This window comes from Kocuria coralli (assembly GCF_008831305.1).
Lineage (GTDB): Bacteria > Actinomycetota > Actinomycetes > Actinomycetales > Micrococcaceae > Kocuria > Kocuria coralli.
This window is the reverse complement of the sequence record NZ_ML708618.1, coordinates 51,890-70,789: the sequence shown is the minus strand read 5'-3', so window position 1 is coordinate 70,789 and position 18,900 is coordinate 51,890. Positions and strand designations below refer to the sequence as shown.

The following is an 18,900-nucleotide window of genomic DNA, read 5'->3' as shown; positions in this document are numbered from 1 at the left end:
ACGCCGGCTGAGAACTCAAGAATCACCCACCTATCAGGAGCGCAGCCCCAGTGCAGAGCACCGTCGAGAACGTCAGCCCCACTCAGGCGAAGATCGACCTTGAGATCCCGTTCGAGGACCTCAAGCCGTTTGTCGACCAGACCTTCAAGTCCCTGGCCAAGCAGATCCAGGTCCCCGGCTTCCGTGCGGGCAAGGTTCCCGCCAAGCTGATCGAGCAGCGCGTGGGCTATGAGTTCGTGGTCGAGAACGCCCTCAACGAAGCCATGGACACCTTCTTCCAGCAGGCCATCGCCGAGCACGAGCTGACCCCGATCGCCCAGCCGCAGCTCGAGGTCGCCCAGCAGCCCACGGCCGAGGACCGCGAGGCCGCCACGAAGGCCACCATCGATGTCACCGTGCGTCCGCAGATCGAGCTGCCCGACTACAAGGGCCTCAAGGTCGAGATCGAGGCTCGCACCGCCGGTGAGGAAGAGGAGCAGAAGGCCCTCGACGAACTGCGCGGTCGCTTCGGCACCCTCAAGACCGTCGACCGCCCCGCGGCCGAGGGCGACTTCGTCTCCCTGGACCTGCAGGCCCTGATCGACGGCGAAGAGGTGGACGCCGCCAACGACCTGTCCTACGAGGTCGGCTCGGGCACCATGCTCGAGGGTATGGACGAGGCCGTGACCGGCCTGTCCGCCGAGGAGGACGCCACCTTCGAGACCAAGCTGGCCGGCGGCGAGCACTCGGGCGAGACCGCCACCGTCAAGGTCCAGGTCACCGCCGTCAAGGAGCGGGAGCTGCCCGAGGCCGACGACGACTTCGCCCAGATGGCCTCTGAGTTCGACACCATCGAGGAGCTGCGCGCCGACCTGAAGAAGCAGGCCGCGGACTCCGTGGTCGTGGAGCAGGGCGTCGAGGCCCGGGACAAGGTCCTGGAGAAGCTCGTCGGCCTGGTCGAGGTCGAGGTTCCCGAGGTGGTCATCAAGGAGCAGATCGACCAGCACTTCAACAACCCGAACGCCGAGGCCGACCACGACACCGCGGAGCACCGCGAGGAGGTCGAGGAGAACGCCAAGACCGCCTTCCGCAACGAGGTCATCCTGGACGCCGTGGCGGACCGGGAGGAGCTGGGCGTCGAGCAGTCCGAGCTGATCGACTACATCGTCTCCACCTCGCAGCAGTACGGCATGGATCCCAACCAGTTCGCCCAGATGCTCGAGGGCTCCGGCCAGGCGGGCATGATGGTCGGCGAGGTCCGCCGTCGCAAGGCCCTGGCCAAGGTCCTGGAGCACGCCGAGGTCGTCGACAGCGAAGGCAACGAGGTCGACCTGACCGCCTTCGTGACTCCGGCCGGTGCAGCCGAGCAGGGCGAGGACGCCGAGGCCTCCGAGGAGTCCGAGGACAAGTGAGCCCGGTTCTCGGCGAGCCCTCCCGGGTGCGCTGAGATCCACTGACGACGACGGCGCCCGTTCCCGCAGGAGATGATCCGCGGAAACGGGCGCCGTCGTCGTGTCACCGGTCATGCCATCGCCGGGACCGACGCGGCGCGGAATGCCGGGATGCGGCGCCGCGCACGCCGCCAGCGAACAATGCGCGGGCAACCGATCGCAGCGCGAGACGGTCCACTAGGCTCGGAGCCGACCGACCAGACCCGTCACGTTCCGCCGTGGACGGGGGAGGCCCGGCGACGCGCCGGACCGCGAGACACGCGAAAGAGGGATGCACTGATGACCTCCCCGATCACCCCTGCGCAGCATTCGCAGCCGCGTATGGACAGCCAGCCCGTGGCGGGCCAGGACGACTACGTCTACAACCGCCTGCTCAAGGAACGCATCATCTGGCTCGGCTCCCAGGTCGAGGATCGCAACGCCAACCTGATCTGCTCGCAGATGCTGTTGCTCTCGGCCGAGGACCCTGAAGCCGATATCTACCTCTACATCAACTCGCCGGGTGGATCGGTGACCGCCGGCATGGCGATCTACGACACCATGCAGCTGATCCCGAACGACGTGGTGACCGTGGCCACCGGCCTGGCCGCCTCGATGGGCCAGTTCCTGCTGTCCTCCGGTACCCGGGGCAAGCGCTACGCGACCCCGAACACCCGCATCCTGATGCACCAGCCCTCGGGCGGCATGGGCGGCACCGCCTCCGACGTCCGCGTTCAGGCTGAGCTGATCATGGACATGAAGCGCCGCCTGGCGGAGCTGACCGCAGAGCAGACGGGCCAGTCGATCGAGAAGATCCTCGAGGACAACGACCGCGACAACTGGTTCACCGCCGAGCGCGGGCTCGAGTACGGCTTCTTCGACCACATCGCCCAGAACGCCTCCGGCGTCTCCGGTGGCGGCGGGACCATGAAGGACCAGGACTCCTGAGGCCGGCCCCGCTTTCACCGCACATTTCGGCTTCACGAACAAGAGGATGACTTCCATGAACTCAATGTTTGGACAGGCGGGCGGAGCGCCGTACATGCCGGGCTCGACCGCAGGCCACATGCCCACCAACCGGTACGTGTTGCCGGACTTCGAGGAGCGCACGCCCTACGGCTACCGGCGCCAGAACCCGTACACCAAGCTGTTCGAGGACCGCATCGTGTTCCTCGGCGTGCAGGTGGACGACGCCTCCGCCGACGACGTCATGGCCCAGCTCCTGGTGCTCGAGGCCCAGGACTCGGACCGCGACATCACCATGTACATCAACTCGCCCGGTGGCTCCTTCACCGCGATGACCGCCATCTACGACACCATGCAGTTCATCCGGCCCGAGATCCAGACGGTGTGCCTGGGCCAGGCGGCCTCGGCAGCTTCCGTCCTGCTGGCGGCCGGCACCCCGGGCAAGCGCCTGGCCCTGCCGAACGCCCGCGTGCTCATCCACCAGCCCGCGATGCAGGGCCAGGGCGGCGGGCAGGCCTCGGACATCGAGATCCAGGCCAACGAGATCGTGCGCATGCGGACCTGGCTGGAGGACACCATGGCGCTGCACACGGGCAAGACCTCCGAGGAGATTAACCGCGACATCGAGCGCGACAAGATCCTCACCGCGACCGAGGCCAAGGACTACGGCATCGTGGACCACGTCCTGGACTCCCGCAAGGCGGTCAAGCCCAAGACCGTCACCCCGTGACCCGGGTGCCGGACGGCTCCGGCACAGCGTGACCTGACGACGACGGCGGTCGGATGACCGCCGTTGTCGTCTCAGCACCGGTGAAAAGCGTTCACCCGGCGGAGAAGTTACCGCGGGGAGGCGGCGTCGCGTTGGTCGCTGTCGGACCCCTCGCGTATCGTGGGCATTCCGGTGCGTTCACCGTCTCCTGACGGTGCCCGGGAACGTCGTACAGCTATTTCCGATCAGCTCTAAGGAGTGCACATGGCCCGCATTGGCGAAAGCGCCGATCTGCTGAAGTGCTCATTCTGCGGGAAGAGCCAGAAGCAGGTCCGCAAGCTCATCGCCGGGCCGGGCGTGTACATCTGCGATGAGTGCATCGAGCTGTGCAACGAGATCATCGAGGAAGAGCTGACGGAAGTCGAGGCCGCCGAGGACACGGGCCTCCCCACACCGCGCGAGATCTTCGAGCACCTGCAGCAGTACGTCGTCGGGCAGGAGACGGCCAAGCGCGCACTGTCCGTGGCGGTCTACAACCACTACAAGCGCGTGCGGGCCTCCCAGTCCGGGAAGCCGCTGCAGCTGGCCACCGCCGCCGGCGACGAGGACGTGGAGATCGCCAAGTCCAACATCCTGCTCGTGGGCCCCACCGGCTCGGGCAAGACGTATCTGGCCCAATCGCTGGCCCGCAAGCTGAACGTGCCGTTCGCGGTGGCCGACGCCACCTCCCTGACCGAGGCCGGCTACGTGGGGGAGGACGTCGAGAACATCCTCCTCAAGCTCATCCAGGCCGCCGACTTCGACGTCAAGCGCGCGGAGTCGGGGATCATCTACATCGACGAGATCGACAAGATCTCGCGCAAGTCCGAGAACCCCTCGATCACCCGCGACGTCTCCGGTGAGGGCGTCCAGCAGGCGCTGCTGAAGATCCTCGAGGGCACCGTGGCCTCCGTGCCGCCCCAGGGAGGGCGCAAGCACCCGCAGCAGGAGTTCATCCAGATCGACACCACGAACGTACTGTTCATCGTGGCCGGCGCCTTCGCGGGTCTCGAGGACATCGTGGAGTCGCGTGCCGGCAAGACCTCGATCGGCTTCGGCGCCCCGGTGGAGCAGATCGCCCACGGGCCGGTCTCCGAGCTCATGGGCAAGGTGATGCCGGAGGACCTGCTGAAGTTCGGGCTCATCCCCGAGTTCATCGGCCGTCTGCCGATCATCACCGCGCTCAACGAGCTGACCGACGAGGATCTCAAGCGCATCCTGGTCGAGCCCAAGAACGCCCTGACCAAGCAGTACCAGAAGATGTTCGACCTCGACGGCGTGGAACTGAGCTTCGCCCCCGATGCCCTGCAGGCGATCGCCGAGAAGGCGATCGAACGGGGCACCGGCGCCCGAGGCCTGCGAGCCATCCTGGAAGAGGTCCTGCTCCCGGTCATGTTCGATCTGCCCACCGTGGAGGACGCGGTGGAGGTCGTCGTCGACGCCGAATGCGTGACCGATGGTGTGGCCCCGCGGGTGATCACCGAGGAGCCGGCCGACGAGTCCAAGTCGGCCTGAGGCACTGAGACCGGGGGACAGACAGACCATGGGCCGCGTCGTCGTCCTCCTGCGCGGGATCAACGTGGGCGGTCACCACAAGGTGCCCATGGCACGGTTGCGCGACCTGGCGCTCTCGGCGGGCCTGACGGAGCCGGCCACCTACATCCAATCCGGCAATCTGATCGCGGACGATCCGGCCGGACGCGAGCCCTCCGTCCTGGCCGAGGAGCTGTCCGGGGCGATCGCGACCGAGTTCGGCTTCGAGGTTCCCGCGGTGGTGCTCCCGGGAGCCCGGCTGACCGAGATCCTCGAAGGATGCCCCTGGCCCGACGTCGAGGACCCGCGATTCGTGCATGGGATCTTCTACCCCGCCCCGCTGCCCGAAGAGCTGCGCTCCGCGGCACGGGCGTTGATGACGCCGGATGTCCTTGACGCTGTCGCCTTCGATCGTGAGGTCCTGTGGCTGCACACCCCGGCGGGGCTCTCCGCATCCCGCGTGGCCGAGCCCCTGACCCGGCTCAAGCTTCCGGACGGCAGACGCGGAACGGCCCGGAACCTCCGTTCGCTGCGGGAGATCACGGCCCGGTTGTAGAGCGTCGAGGGTGTGCTGGGACGGCCGTCGTCGTAGCGTTGTGCCAGACGTGCCGTGTGCGGCACGAGGATCACGAAGCAGATCATGAAGCGGCGCCTGCGCCGCGTGAGGAGAGCCCGATGAGCGATACCGTCGATTTCTGGTTTGACCCCCTGTGCCCCTGGGCCTGGATGACCTCCCGCTGGATGAACGAGGTCGAGGAGATCCGCGACGTTGAGGTCAACTGGCGCATCATCTCGCTGGGCATCCTCAACGAGGACAACCCCGACAACCAGCACATGGGGCACGAGGAGTCCATGTGGCTCGTGCGCGTGGTCGAGGCCGCCGCGCAGCAGCACGGTGACGAGTACCGCAAGAAGCTCTACGACGCGATGGGCACCCGGCGTCATCCGGGCGGCATGGGCGGCGACGAGAGCCTGCTGCCTATCATCGAGCAGTCCCTGGAGGAAGTCGGCCTGCCCGCGGAGCTGGCAGCGGCCAAGGACTCCGATCAGTACGACGACGCCCTCCGCGCCTCCACGGAAGCCGCCCAGAAGGTCGCCGGCAAAGACATCGGCACCCCCTGCATCGCGGTCAACGGCGTGGGATTCTTCGGCCCCGTGTTCACCCCCGCGCCCAAGGGCGAGGAGGCCGGCAGGATCTGGGATGCCGCCCTGACCCTGTCCTCCTACCCGGGCTTCTACGAACTCAAGCGCGGGCGGGAGAAGGGCCCGGACTTCAGCTGACGGTCGAGGGCTTCCCTCGCAGCTGCAGAGGTACTCCGCCTATCGGTTCACTCATGGATACGGACCGGTATGGGCGGAGTGCCTTCCGGGCGGGTACCTCACGGACGACGAGCGCGACGTCTTTGCGTCCCGTGCGATAGGCAGCACGGCAAGCAGATCAGGAAGTATGCAGTATAAATCTCAAAAAATTCGTGAGAGCGAAGCTTTAATGGAGCTTTTCACCGGTGCCCCGAATGAAGAGGTCGTTACGGAGTATGTTGATTTTTTTGCTGCGTCTAGTACCCGCGAGCAGGTAGACAAGTTTGCTGAAAAGACTGAGGGGAAGCGTTTTGTTGTTCCTGAAGGCGTCGAAATCGGCGACTCTGTTGAGTTGGTAGACAGAGACTCTGTGGATGGTGATGCCGGGTCCTATAGCTGCTGCCAGTGCTGGAAGGCTATCACTGCTGCTGCCGCTTACTTTGCAGCTAGCGAGATGATTTGTATTCCTGCCGGTGTAATTAGCGGTGGCGTGGCTGGGGTTGTGTACAACGGAATATTTTTTGCTGCAGGAATGCTCCCTAATTTTGACGACGCATGCGACTAATCGGGTGAGATAAATGAAAGAGCTGCTACGATTCAGTGTGGTAACTGGTGCGTGCATAGCCTCGTACTTTTTGATCATCATCGTGTTCGAATTCAAGATCTCCTTTTTCGTATTGCTACTATGGGTCATTGGCGCTTTCCTAGTAGGGGCGGCAAGTACATATGGGCATAGTGCGTACAGAGGTGGTGGGAGTCGCGGAACTTAGCGGATACGTGGGTGAGATCGGCTTGTTTCCATCAACTGAAGCCGCAGGCTCTTCATATGGTTTCGCAGTAATGGGGCCCGGCTACTCGCATGAGTAGCCGGGCCCCATTACTGCGTCAGCAGCGGGCTTCAGTCGGTCCTCAGGCCGGGGCCTCGGCCAGCACGACGTCGGTCACCAGCAGGCCGCCGTCGTCCACCGTGCCCTCGGACAAGGCCAGCTCACGGGCATTGCCCGCCGCCTTCAGGTCCTCCAGCCCGACCTGCACCTGGTCCACCTGGGCGGCGGAGCCGGTCACGGTGGCGGAGAGCACCTCGGTGCGCTGCTTGACCTTGGCCTCCGACTTGGACTTGCGCAGCCCGGAGAGCGCCTGGCCCACGGCGGCGAGCACCTCGGGATCCGCGTCGGCGACGGCCGGGGCGAAGGAGTCCGCCGTCGGCCACTGCGCGCGGTGCACGGAACCGGACCGCCACCAGGACCAGACCTCTTCGGTGGCGAACGGGATGACCGGGGCGAAGAGCCGCAGCAGCGTATCCAGCGTGGTGGCCAGGGCCGCGTGCACGGAGGCCTGCTCGGCCTCACCCCGGGCACCGTAGGCGCGGTCCTTGACCAGCTCCACGTAGTCGTCGGTGAAGGTCCAGAAGAAGGACTCGGTCAGCTGCAGGGCGCGTGCGTACTCGTAGCGGGCGAACGCCTCCGAGGACTGGGTCACCACATCGCGTAGACGGGCCAGCAGAGCGCGGTCCAGGCCGTTGGTCAGCACCGAGGCATCGGCACCAGGACCGATCACGGAAGCCTCAGTGACACCTTGCCCCAGCACGAACTTGGAGGCGTTGAGCAGCTTGATCGCCAGACGGCGGCCGATCTTCATCTGGCCTTCGTCGTAGGCGGTGTCGGCGCCGAGCTTCGCGGAGGCGGCCCAGTAGCGCACGGCGTCCGAGCCGTACTTCTCCAGCACCTCGTGGGGGACCACCACGTTGCCCTTGGACTTGGACATCTTCTTGCGGTCCGGGTCGAGGATCCACCCGGACAGCGCGGTGTTGGTCCAGGGGATGGTGTCCGCCAGGGAGTGCGACCGCACCGCGGTCGAGAACAGCCAGGTCCGGATGATGTCGTGGCCCTGGGGACGGAGGTCCATGGGGAAGGTCACGGAGTGCAGCTTCTCGTCCACGGCCCAGCCGGTCGCGATCTGCGGGGTCAGCGACGACGTCGCCCAGGTGTCCAGGATGTCGGGATCGCCCGTGAAGCCGCCGGGCTGGTCGCGCTGATCCTCGGTGTACCCGGGAGCCGCCTCGGCGGCGGGGTCCACGGGGAGCTGCTCCTCGGCGGGCAGGATCGGGTGGTCGTAGTCGAGCTCGCCGTCGGCCTCGACCGGGTACCACACGGGGATCGGCACGCCGAAGAAGCGCTGACGTGAGACCAGCCAGTCCCCGTTGAGGCCTTCGATCCAGTTCTCGTAGCGCGAGCGCATGAACGGCGGGTGCCAGTCCATCTCGCGGCCGCGCCGGATCAGGGCATCGCGCAGGTCGGTGTCGCGGCCGCCGTTGCGGAAGTACCACTGGCGGGAGGTCACGACCTCGAGGGGCTTGTCGCCCTTCTCGTAGAAGTTCACGGGGTGGGTGATCTTCTTGGGCTCGCCTTCCAGATCACCGGACTCCCGCAGCATCTCGACCACGGCCTGCTGGGCGGAGAACACGGTCTTGCTCGCCACGTTGGCATAACGCTCGGCGGGGGCACCTGCGGCGATCCACTCGGGGGTCTCGGAGGCGAACCGGCCGTCGCGGCCGATCAGCGCACGCGTGGGCAGCTCGAGCTCCCGCCACCAGGTGACGTCGGTGAGGTCGCCGAAGGTGCAGATCATCGCGATGCCCGAGCCCTTGTCGGGCTGGGCCAGGTGATGCGCCTTGACCTCGACCTCGACGTCGAACAGGGGAGAGCGCACGGTGGAGCCGAACAGCGCCTTGTAGCGGTCGTCGTCGGGGTGGGCCACCAGGGCGACGCACGAGGCCAGGAGCTCCGGACGGGTGGTCTCGATGAACACCTTCTCCCCGTCGGGCCGGTGGAAGGCAACGCGGTGGTAGGCGCCCTCGCGTTCCTTGTCCTCGATCTCGGCCTGGGCCACGGCGGTGCGGAAGGTGACGTCCCACATGGTGGGCGCTTCGGCCATGTAGGCGTTGCCGGCCCGGTAGTCCCTGAGGAAGCCGAGCTGGGAGACCTTGCGGGAGCGGTCGTCGATGGTGCGATAGGTCCGCTTCCAGTCCACGGACAGGCCCAGGGTCGCGAAGAGGTGCTCGAAGACCTTCTCGTCCTCGACCGCCAGTTCCTCGCAGAGCTCGATGAAGTTGCGGCGGGAGACCACGTCCCAGTCCCGCTGGTTCCGGGCGGGCTTCTCCGGGGGCCGGTAGCCCTCGACGTAGGCGTAGGCGGGGTCGCAGCGCACCCCGTAGTAGTTCTGCACGCGGCGTTCGGTGGGCAGCCCGTTGTCGTCCCACCCGAGCGGGTAGAACACGTTCTTGCCGGTCATCCGCTGATAGCGGGCGATGACGTCGGTCTGCGTGTAGGAGAACATGTGCCCCACGTGCAGCGATCCCGAGGCCGTGGGCGGGGGAGTGTCGATCGAGTAGACCTGCTCGCGGGTGGTGTCCTCGTCGAAGGCGAAGGTGCCTTGCTCGCGCCACTGCCGGGAGTACTTCTCCTCGAGACCCTCCAGGGCGGGCTTGTCCGGGTAGTTCACGGTGGTGGGCGTGTCTGTGCCCTGCGTGTTGTCAGCCATACCTTCCAGTCTCTCACGCCGGGCCTGCCCGCGACTCCGGTGGTCCTGGCGTGCCGGATATGCCGTGAACCCTCGCAGTTTTCACCCATCACCGGCTGATGGGTGAAAACTGCGAGGGTTCACGGTCCAGAGGGCGTGTCAGCCGAAGATGAGCGGGCTGAGCAGCAGGAACATGCCCAGGGCCGCCATGACCGCCAGGAAGCCGAAGGCGAGGACCTTGCCGGCCGGCCTGGCGATGTTCACGGTCCAGTTGGTGCTGGGCGTGCCGGTGGGCACCCACAGCCCGGCTCCTGGATCGTCGACGACGGCGACGTAGCGCCAGGCGTGCAGCTCCCGTTCGGTCTCGGGCCCTACCGGAACCCCCAGGGCGTCCAGTTCCCGGTCGACCATCTCCCGTACCCGCCGCCCCAGGAGGTAGGGGATGACGAACATCGCCAGGACGGCCACACCGATCAGCCAGATGGGCGAGCTGTTCTCGTACCCGGTGCGCCAGCGCGGCACCTCGAGGAGCGAGATGGCGATCGAGAAGATCAGCAGGCTCCAGCCCGTGCTGCGGAGGACGATGTCCATGGTCGCGGATTGGCGGACCATGGAACCGAGGCTGTGCGCACCCTGCGCGAGTCCCACCGGAGGACGGGGACGGAAGAACGCTCCCACGGCCATGATCACGGCCATGGCCAGCAGCATCCCGCCGCCGCCCAGCAGGGGCGCCATGAGGACATTGCCGATCGTCTTGTCCCCCCACCGGTCGACCGTGCCGTCGGCGCCGGTGTGCAAGGCCACCTGGTCCGGGATGCGGTCCCACCACAGCCAGGCGAGGGCCAGGGTGCTCAACATGACGACGACGGTCAGGAGGAGGGGCACCAGCATCGGCCGGCCGGACCAGGTGTAACCGCGGTAACCGTCCTCCTCGAGGTCCTTGAGCCAGGCGCCGGTGGGCAGACCGTCCGAATCCGCCGGGCGGTCCCGCGGGGCGGGCAGCTCAACGGAGGCGCGGGTGCTCGTGCTCGTCAAGGGGTACCCCCAGTCGTCGTCGGCAACCGTCGTCATCGCCGGTGTCACCGTCTATTTTAGGCGGGCGGCCGGGACGGTTCGCCAGGCGGGGCGTAGCGTGGAGGGATGACTGAGATCGCGATCAAGCGGGTACGAGAGGAAACGAGTCCAGAGGACGGCCAGCGGATCCTGGTCGACCGCCTGTGGCCGCGGGGAGTCTCCAAACAGGATGCGGACCTGGACGGGCATCCCAAGGAGGTCGCGCCGTCCAACGAGCTGCGCACGTGGTTCGGGCACGATCCCGGGAAGTGGGAGGAGTTCACCGACCGGTACCGCGCCGAACTCGATGACAATCCTGCGGCCGAGGAGTTCGTGGAGCAGATCCGCGGGTCCGCCAAGGTGACCCTGCTCTTCGGTGCCAAGGACGAGGAGCACAACCACGCGATCGTGCTGCGGAAGTGGTTGGAAGAGCGCCTGTAACCGAGCGCCCTCGCGGGAGCACCCGGGGCGGGAACGTCGCGGGGACGTCTCAGATGCTCACGGCGGCCGACGGATCCTCCTGGGGCAGCCCCTCCAGCTGGACGGCCGTGACCTTCATGACAGCCAGATCGAAATCACTCTGGATGGAGGTCAGGAACGCGGTGTCGGAGGCGTCGCGGCCGGTGGCGATGCGCACCATGGACTCGCGCGGAGCCAGTCTGGTGCCGTCCACGATCTGCCATGCTCCGTCCACGGCGACCTCCGCCACGGCGTGAAAATCCATGGGGCTCAATCCCGGGGCGTATACCGACACGAGCCGGGCGGGCAGCTGGCAGGCCCGCAGCAGGGCGACCACCAGATGCGCGAAGTCACGGCAGACCCCGTTGCGCGCGAAGTAGGTGTCCACGGCGCCGTCCGTGGGGCCCGAGGAGCCGGGGACGTAGGCCAGTTTCTCGTGCACCCAGTCGCCGACGGCGGTGACGAGTTCCTGTCCGCTGAGACCGGCGAACAGCTCGGCTCCGATCGCGGCCAGCTTGTCGGACTCGCAGTAGCGGGAGGGCCTGCGGAACACGACGTCCTGGCCGGCATCGAAGACGGCGGAGTCGCCGCGCTCACCGACCACGGCGTGATAGTTGAAAACGACCTCACCGGGCTGGATCACGGCCTTGTGCAGGCGGGTGCCATGAACGGAAGGGATCTCTGACAGCTCGACCGGTTCGCCGTCGAGCGTGCAGCTGATCTCCTCCTCCAGCAGCTCGGGCCCTTCCGCGACCGCCACGGAGAAGACCAGTTCGGCCCGTTCTGCAGCCTTGCCGGTGATGTATGCGGTGACTTCGGTGCCTTGAGCGGACATATGTCCCCCTCCGAACGCGGTAGCGGAATGTGATAGCAGCTGCCTTACGTTAGCCGATCCTGCCGCTCCAGGAGGTACTGGCCGATGCCGGCGCCGATCCGTTCGAGAATCGGGAACGGCTCAGTGATGCATCGGGACACGTCGGGCTCCACCTCCGTCATGGCGAAGACGCGTTCGAAGCCCAGTTGCCGGACCTGGTGCTCCTCCAGGTCGTTACGTCCGCAGACCGCCACCACGGGTTTGCCGAGTTCCCGGGCCATCCGGGCGACACCCGCCGCCGCTTTGCCGGTCATGGTCTGGCTGTCGATCCTTCCTTCGCCGGTGATCACCACATCGGCTCGTGCCATCTGGTGGCGCAGGTCTCCCATCTCCATGAGCAGGTCTACGCCGGACCGGTAGCCGGCCCGCAGGATCGCCATGCCGAAGAACCCGAGTCCGCCCGCTGCGCCGGCCCCCGGGCGCCCGGCGATCGCGCCGGTCCGGAGGCCGTGCCCCGCCCCTGCCCATCCGGTGTCCGCCAGCTCGCTCTCCACCAGCTCCGAGCAGTGCCGGAGCAGCGCGTCATGGGCTTCCAGCTGCTCCTGCCGGAGACCCTTCTGCGGCCCGTAGACGCGGACGGCGCCCTCCGGGCCGTTGAGGGGATTGGTGACGTCCGCCGCGAGCACGAACTCCGTTGCCGCGATCCGGGGATCGAGACCGGAGAGATCCACCCGGCTGATCCTCTCCATACCGGCCTGCGGGACCTCAAGCTCCAGCCCGTCGGCATCGAGGAAGCGGGCCCCGAGGGCACGGGCAGCGCCGACTCCCGCGTCGCTGGTCGCGCTGCCGCCGAGCCCGACGATGACCCGAACCGCGCCCTGGTCCAGCGCCGCCCAGATCAGCTGGCCGAGGCCGAAGGAGCTGGCCCGTGCGGCGTCGTAGCCCGGGGACCCCAGTGCCGACGGATCCAGCAGCGCCAGCCCACAGGCCTGAGCCACCTCGATGAAGGCACGTCCACCTGCATCGTCCACGGCGAAGGCGGCTCGAACGGGCGCGCCGTCAGGGCCCTCGACCTCGTGGTGAACCCGCCGGAATCCCAGGGACTCGCAGACCTCGAGGCTGCCGTCACCGCCGTCGGCGACGGCAGCGGTGGCGATCCCGGCCCGGGTGGAGGACAGGCCCCGGGCCAGGGCCTGCGCTATGGCCTGAGAGGTGGCTGAGCCCTTGAACTTGTCGGAGGCGATCAGAATCCGGAGCACGGTGTACCTCCGTCGGTTCGGGTGTGCCGTGTTCAGACCAGATGGGCGGACGGGGCGGGGGCCGCGACTGCCAGGTTGTCGATCAAGGCCTGGGTGACCTCGTGGGTGGTGGCCGTGCCGCCCACATCGCGGGTGAGGATGCCCTGGCGGCACGTCTCCGCGATCGAGGCGCGCAATGCGTCGCCCTCGCCGGCCAGGCCGAAGGTGTCCAGCATCAGCGCGGCGGAGGCGACGGCGCCGACCGGGTTGCTGATGCCTTTTCCGGCGATGTCCGGGGCGGAGCCGTGGACCGGCTCGAACATCGATGGCGTGCGCTTCTCCGGATTCAGGTTCGCCGAGGCGGCCAGGCCCAGGGAGCCCGCCAGGGCGCTGCCCAGGTCCGAGAGGATATCGGCGTGCAGGTTGGAGGCGACCACCACATCCAGGCTCTCCGGGTTCAGGACGAACCGCGCGGCCATGGCGTCGACCAGCACGGAGTCCGACTCCACGTCCGGGTACTCCGCCGCCACGCGCTTGAACACGTCGTCCCACAGCACCATCCCGTGCTGCTGCGCGTTGGACTTGGTCACGCAGGAGAGCTTCTTGCGGGGACGTGAGCGGGCCAGGTCGAAGGCGTAGCGCATGATGCGCTCGCAGCCCACCTCGGTGAAGACCGCGTTCTGAGTGGCCACCTGGCCGAGGCCTTCCCTGCCGTGGAAATTGCGGCCGCCGAAGCCCGAGTACTCGCCCTCGGAGTTCTCGCGGACCACGATCCAGTCGAGATCGCGTTTCTCGGCATCGCGCAACGGGGACGGCACGTTCGGCAGGAAATTCACGGGCCGGATGTTGGCCCATTGATCCAGTCCCTGGCAGATGGCGATGCGCAGCCCCCACAGCGTGATGTGATCGGGAATCGTGGGCCAGCCCACCGCGCCGAAATAGATCGCATCGACGGGACGCAACCGCTCCAGGCCGTCCTCGGGCATCATCAGGCCGGTGCGGGAGTAGTAGTCGCTGCCCCAGTCGTACTCCTCCCAGGTGAAGGAGTAGGCGCCGTTGTGCTCGGCCATGGCGTCGAGGACGGTACGGCCGGCGTCGACGACCTCGCTGCCGACGCCATCGCCCGGAATGGCGGCGATCGTGAAGTTCTGGGGAGTCATGGCTACCTCCTGGTATGGCCTGTGCATGATGCCGGTTGGCCTTGCCAGTTAACCGCGCCCCCGAGTTATAAGTCCAAGATGTAAGTCGGATTGACGCCATAGGCTTTGCCTATTGATGGGTCGGATGGCTCATCCCGTGGAGCAGCTCGACGACAGCGCGGGCGCCGGGTGTGAGTCCCTGCGCCCGGTGCACGGCGAACATGTGCAACGTCGTCGGCGGGGTGATCCCGGTGACCCGGCATCCGCTGGCCTTGGCCAGCTCCTCCCAGGATTTCGGCAGCACGGTGTGCCCCACGCCGGCCAGGACCAGGGGGAGCAACGAGGTGCGGTGGGCGACCTCGGCCGCGACGACGACGTCGGCCCCCTCCGCCGTGAAGTCGTCGACCACCTGGCGCATGATCGAACCGCGCGGGGTGATCACCACCTCCAGGCCGTCCAGTCCCGTTGCCCCGTCCGGGCTGGCCGTCTCCAGGACGCTCCCCGGAGGGGAGACCAGGATCAGCGGCTGGGAACCCAGGGGGATCACCGGGAGATCGGCCGTGGGCGGATGGGAGGAGGCGCCGAGCAGGCCCACCTCGCTGACGCCGGAGGAGACCGCGGAGACCACCTCGTCGGAGGTGAAGGCCGCCGCGGCATTGATGGACATCCCTGGGTGCAGGTCCCGGAACCGGCGGATCAAGGTGGTCAGCGGTTCGATGCCGGCCGACGGCATCGTGACGATATCGACCGTGCCCCGTTCGAGATCGCGGGCGGAGGCCACCGCGGCCTGGGCGGTCTCCAGATCGCGCAGCACCTGCCGGGCCGGCCCCAGCAGCTGGCGCCCGGCCTCGGTGAGCTCGGTGCCCCGCCCGGTCCTGATGAAGAGGTCGACCCTCAGGCTGCGTTCGAGCTGCCGGATGCTCTGGGACAGGGATGGCTGGGAGATGTGCAGTTCCTGGGCCGCGCGGGCGAAAGTGCGGTGGTCGACCACGCCCAGGAAGTACCTCAGCTGTCTGGCGTCCATGGCCGCTCTCCTCTCGCGCTATAGGTCCTGCCTATAGGAGTCAGTCCGATTATGTCTTGGACGAATGGTAAGCCCAGTCGCCACAGTGAGTGGCATCACATCGTGGAGGAGGCACTATGTCCAGCGAAGTCACCAGAGAGCCCGTACCGGCAGGATCCGCCGCACCGGGCGGCGGCTCCTCGCCGGGGCCCAGGACGGACGTCACGCGGGCCCTGCTGGGTGGAGGGACCTACCGCGGTCTGGCCGAGCAGAAACTCACCCCCGCGGAGGAGCGGGTGGAGAAGATCCGCCGGACCTCCGGGTACGTGCTGGCCCCGCTGGCTTTCCTGTGCGTGTGGTTCCTGCCCCAGGGTATGGACTCTCAGCAGCAGAGAGTGGCCGCGGTCCTGGCCGGGGTGATCGTCCTCTGGCTGTGCGAGACGGTGCCCATCCCGGTCACGGGGCTGATCGGCGTCGTCGTTCTCGTGCTCACGGGCGCGGGGTCGGTGAACGAGATCCTGCAGCCGTTCGGCTCGCCTACGATCTTCACGTTCATCGGAGCGTTCATCCTCGCCCAGGCCATGCTCAAACACGGCGTGGCCCAGCGGCTGGCCTTCTTCGTACTGGGACTGCCGGGCGTCGGAAAGTCCGTGGTGCGGATCATCCTGGCGTTCGGCTGCATCACGTGCGTGCTCTCCGCCTTCGTGTCCAACACGGCCACCGTGGCCATGCTGCTGCCGACCGCGCTGGGGATCCTGACGGTAATCGCCCAGCTCATGCAGGATCAGGGCATCGTCAAGAGCGACTTCGACCCCATGCGCTTGCGGGTCGGTGCGGCTCTCATGCTCATGCTGGCCTATTCCGCGAGCATCGGCGGCCTGCTGACTCCCGTGGGCGCGCCCCCGAATCTGATCGGGCGTGCCCTGCTGGAGGAGGCGACGGGCACGACCATCTCCTTCGGCCAGTGGGTAGCGATGGCCGCTCCCGTCTCGGCCTCCATGCTGGTGGTCCTGATGACGTTGCTGTTGCTGCTCAACCGGCCGGAGACCCGCAAGATCGAAGGCGTGGCGGAATTCATCGCCGACCGCAGGCGGGCCCAGGGCCGGATGTCCCGGGCCGAGCGGAACACCGTGTTCGCCTTCTGCCTCACGGTCTTCCTGTGGCTGCTGCCGTCGCTGCTCAGCTTCGTTGTCGGGATGGACTCGCCCCTCTACGAGGTGGTCGACGAGCGACTCAACGAGGGCATCGTGGCCGTGCTCGGCGCCTCCCTGCTGTTCATCCTGCCGACGGACTGGAAGCAGCGGAAAGCCACGCTGGAGTGGTCGGATGCCGCCAAGATCGACTGGGGCACGATCCTGCTCTTCGGCGCAGGCATGATCTTCGGCGCGGTCCTGGGCTCCAGTGGCCTGGCCGAGACCATCGGCCAGGGGATCTTCGCCCAGTTCGGCGTCAGCAGCGCGTTCGTGATCACCATCCTGGCGGTGGGCCTGGCGATCCTGATCTCCGAGACCACCAGCAATACGGCGGCCGCCGCCGTGATCGTACCCATCGTGGTGCCGCTGGCCTTGGCCGCCGGGGTGGACCCTGTGGTTCCGGCGGTGGCGGCGATCTTCGGTGCCTCATTCGGCTTCATGCTCCCGATCTCCACCCCGCAGAACGCCATCGTCTACGGCTCCGGGTGCGTGTCGATCGCGCGGATGATCCGCACGGGGTTCGGCTTCGACATCCTGGGCGGCGCTTTGATCGTCCTCCTTCTGCCCGTGATGGCGGGGGTTGTCGGTGTCGGTTTGTGAGGTCCGCCTGGGCCGGCCGGCACGGCGAAGGTAGCGTTGAGGACATGACTGGGACTGCTGCTGAAGTGATCAAGACCAACGACGACGGACGCCAGCTGATTGCCGTGGTGACCGGCGCCTCGACCGGCATCGGCGAGGCCACCGCGAGGCGGCTGCGCGCCGACGGCTGGATCGTCTACGCCGTGGCGCGGCGGGCCGAGCGACTCGAGGCGCTGGCGCAGGAGACCGGGGCGATCCCGGCAGCCACCGATATCACCGACCCCGCCCAGGTCGAGGCGCTGCGGGACCGGGTCCTCCAGGAACGGGGGACGGTGGACGCGCTGGTCAACGTCTCCGGGGGCGCCCGCGGCACGGACTCCGTGGGCCAGGCCAAGGACCAGGACTGGGAGTTCATGTTCGAGGTCAACGTCATGGGCACCATGCGCCTGACCAGGGCTTTCCTGCCCGCCCTGAGCGAGAACGGCGAGGGGACGATCCTCAACCTGACCTCGACCGCCGCCGAGCACGCCTACGAGGGCGGCGGCGGGTACAACGCCGCCAAGTCGGCGCAGCGCGCCCTGACCCAGGCCCTGCGCCTCGAGGAGGCCGAGCACAATATCCGCGTGATCGAGGTGGCCCCGGGCATGGTGCGGACCCCGGAGTTCTCCCTCCGGCGCCTGGGGGACCAGGGCGCGGCGGACAAGGTGTACGCCGGGGTCAGCAAGCCCCTGACCGCGGAGGATGTGGCCGGGGTGTGCGCCTACGCCGTCAACCTCCCGCACCACGTGGACCTGGACCTGATCACCATGCGCCCCGTGGCGCAGGCCGCTCAGCACAAGGTGATCCGCGAGAGCTGAACGCCGTCGTGGTCCCCTCTACACGCTGAACCCTCGCGGTTGTCCCGCATCAACGTTTGATGCGGGACAACCGCGAGGGTTCAGCGCCGATGTTTCGATGTCTGCCCCGGGCGGCTCAGCCGAAGACGACCGTGCGGTCCCCGTCCAGGAAGATCCTGCCCTCGCAGTGGGCCTTGACCGCCCGGTAGAGCACGCTGCGCTCGACGTCGGCACCCGACTTGACCAGTTCGTCCTTGGTATGGCGGTGATCCACGCGCACCACGTCCTGTTCGATGATCGGGCCCTCGTCCAGATCCGCCGTGACGTAGTGGGCGGTGGCGCCGATCATCTTCACCCCGCGGTCGTGGGCCCGCTGGTACGGGTTGGCGCCGATGAACGACGGCAGGAACGAGTGGTGGATATTGATGATCGGGCAGGGGGCCTTGACCAGGAAGCTCTCGCTGAGGATCCGCATGTACCGGGCCAGCACGATCACATCGACGTCGTCGCCCACGGCCTCCAGCACCCGTGCCTCGTGCTCCTCCTTGGACAGGTCCGCGTTGGGGACCACCACGTGCTCGATACCGTAGAAGTCGCACAGCGCACCGTGGACATCGTGGTTGGCCACGACCTTGACCACCTCCCCGGAGAGCTGGCCCGTCTGGGCGCGGCGGATCATCTCCACCACGCAGTGATCGGTCTTCGAGGCCAGCACGGCCACCCGCAGCGTGGACGGATAGGGCTGGATCTCGACGGTGGACTCGTCCACCGAGTTCATGAGGCGCTCGCGCAGGCGGCGGAACTCGGCGTCGGCGGCCTCGTCGTCGGGGGTGCGGTCGGCGGGGGAGTCGACGACGGCGCGGAAGAAGAACGATCCGCCGGAGGATCCGTGAACGGGTGCGGCGGTCTGGGGGAGGGCGTCGGCATCGGTGAACTGGTCCAGCTGCAGGATGTTCATCCCCCGGTCGGCGAACGCGGTGGTGATGGTGCCGACCAGACCGGGGCGATCGGGACAGGTGACGCGGACGATGCGCTGGGCCATGAGGCTGCGGCCTCCCAAGACGTAGGGACGGGAACAGGCGTCTATGCTCCCACAGCTCTGGGATGCTTCA

Annotated in this window: 17 protein-coding genes; 10 read left to right on the top strand and 7 right to left on the bottom strand. The window is 67.4% G+C overall.

From position 1 onward, the window contains the following. The first annotated feature begins 50 nt into the window (after positions 1 to 50). From tig to FCK90_RS08945, 7 genes are all read left to right on the top strand, one after another. Positions 51 to 1,391: a trigger factor gene (tig, locus tag FCK90_RS08975; protein ID WP_158033969.1), complete on the top strand. Its 1,341-nt coding sequence runs from the start codon at positions 51 to 53 to the stop codon at positions 1,389 to 1,391. A gap of 318 nt (positions 1,392 to 1,709) precedes the next feature. Beyond that, on the top strand, positions 1,710 to 2,357 hold the full coding sequence (locus FCK90_RS08970) for a ClpP family protease (protein WP_425481695.1): 648 nt from the start codon (positions 1,710 to 1,712) through the stop codon (positions 2,355 to 2,357). Between the two features lie 64 nt (positions 2,358 to 2,421). Further along, complete coding sequence (locus FCK90_RS08965; RefSeq protein ID WP_281347449.1) at positions 2,422 to 3,105, top strand: ATP-dependent Clp protease proteolytic subunit; 684 nt, start codon at positions 2,422 to 2,424, stop codon at positions 3,103 to 3,105. Between the two features lie 243 nt (positions 3,106 to 3,348). Beyond that, positions 3,349 to 4,638 carry an ATP-dependent Clp protease ATP-binding subunit ClpX gene (gene clpX, locus FCK90_RS08960; RefSeq protein WP_158033968.1) on the top strand — a complete coding sequence of 430 codons (1,290 nt, stop codon included), beginning with the start codon at positions 3,349 to 3,351 and terminating at the stop codon, positions 4,636 to 4,638. Between the two features lie 28 nt (positions 4,639 to 4,666). After that, positions 4,667 to 5,212, top strand: coding sequence for a DUF1697 domain-containing protein (locus FCK90_RS08955; RefSeq protein ID WP_158033967.1), 546 nt, complete (start codon positions 4,667 to 4,669; stop codon positions 5,210 to 5,212). A 119-nt stretch (positions 5,213 to 5,331) separates the two neighbouring features. Further along, complete coding sequence (locus FCK90_RS08950) at positions 5,332 to 5,937, top strand: mycothiol-dependent nitroreductase Rv2466c family protein (protein WP_158033966.1); 606 nt, start codon at positions 5,332 to 5,334, stop codon at positions 5,935 to 5,937. A gap of 166 nt (positions 5,938 to 6,103) precedes the next feature. Then, on the top strand, positions 6,104 to 6,520 hold the full coding sequence (locus FCK90_RS08945; protein WP_158033965.1) for a hypothetical protein: 417 nt from the start codon (positions 6,104 to 6,106) through the stop codon (positions 6,518 to 6,520). A gap of 344 nt (positions 6,521 to 6,864) precedes the next feature. On the opposite strand, the gene valS is transcribed toward FCK90_RS08945, so the two are convergent. Together valS and FCK90_RS08935 are read right to left on the bottom strand one after the other, a co-directional pair. Beyond that, a complete protein-coding gene (gene valS, locus FCK90_RS08940; RefSeq protein ID WP_158033964.1) occupies positions 6,865 to 9,495 on the bottom strand; it encodes a valine--tRNA ligase in 2,631 nt (876 codons plus the stop codon). Positions 9,496 to 9,633: 138 nt separating this feature from the next. Beyond that, positions 9,634 to 10,545 (bottom strand): DUF1648 domain-containing protein, encoded by a 912-nt coding sequence (locus FCK90_RS08935; protein ID WP_158033963.1) that lies wholly within the window; start codon positions 10,543 to 10,545, stop codon positions 9,634 to 9,636. Between the two features lie 69 nt (positions 10,546 to 10,614). Between FCK90_RS08935 and FCK90_RS08930 the strand changes: the two genes are divergently transcribed. Further along, complete coding sequence (locus FCK90_RS08930) at positions 10,615 to 10,968, top strand: DUF488 domain-containing protein (protein WP_158033962.1); 354 nt, start codon at positions 10,615 to 10,617, stop codon at positions 10,966 to 10,968. Between the two features lie 49 nt (positions 10,969 to 11,017). On the opposite strand, the gene FCK90_RS08925 is transcribed toward FCK90_RS08930, so the two are convergent. The 4 genes from FCK90_RS08925 to FCK90_RS08910 all read right to left on the bottom strand — a co-directional run bounded on the left by FCK90_RS08925 (position 11,018) and on the right by FCK90_RS08910 (position 15,201). Further along, entirely contained in the window at positions 11,018 to 11,821 is an 804-nt protein-coding gene (locus FCK90_RS08925; protein ID WP_158033961.1) for a transglutaminase-like domain-containing protein, read from the bottom strand. Between the two features lie 44 nt (positions 11,822 to 11,865). After that, positions 11,866 to 13,059 (bottom strand): glycerate kinase, encoded by a 1,194-nt coding sequence (locus FCK90_RS08920; RefSeq protein WP_246180110.1) that lies wholly within the window; start codon positions 13,057 to 13,059, stop codon positions 11,866 to 11,868. Positions 13,060 to 13,091: 32 nt separating this feature from the next. After that, positions 13,092 to 14,198, bottom strand: a complete 1,107-nt coding sequence (locus FCK90_RS08915; RefSeq protein ID WP_158033960.1) for a tartrate dehydrogenase — start codon at positions 14,196 to 14,198, stop codon at positions 13,092 to 13,094. Between the two features lie 109 nt (positions 14,199 to 14,307). After that, positions 14,308 to 15,201, bottom strand: a complete 894-nt coding sequence (locus FCK90_RS08910) for a LysR family transcriptional regulator (RefSeq protein ID WP_158033959.1) — start codon at positions 15,199 to 15,201, stop codon at positions 14,308 to 14,310. Positions 15,202 to 15,317: 116 nt separating this feature from the next. Here FCK90_RS08910 and FCK90_RS08905 point away from each other — a divergent pair, with 116 nt between their 5' ends. Beyond that, a complete protein-coding gene (locus tag FCK90_RS08905) occupies positions 15,318 to 16,973 on the top strand; it encodes an SLC13 family permease (RefSeq protein ID WP_158033958.1) in 1,656 nt (551 codons plus the stop codon). A 44-nt stretch (positions 16,974 to 17,017) separates the two neighbouring features. Further along, positions 17,018 to 17,809, top strand: coding sequence for an SDR family oxidoreductase (locus FCK90_RS08900; protein ID WP_158033957.1), 792 nt, complete (start codon positions 17,018 to 17,020; stop codon positions 17,807 to 17,809). Between the two features lie 115 nt (positions 17,810 to 17,924). On the opposite strand, the gene purU is transcribed toward FCK90_RS08900, so the two are convergent. Next, positions 17,925 to 18,830, bottom strand: coding sequence for a formyltetrahydrofolate deformylase (purU, locus tag FCK90_RS08895; protein ID WP_181954254.1), 906 nt, complete (start codon positions 18,828 to 18,830; stop codon positions 17,925 to 17,927). Positions 18,831 to 18,900: the final 70 nt, after the last annotated feature.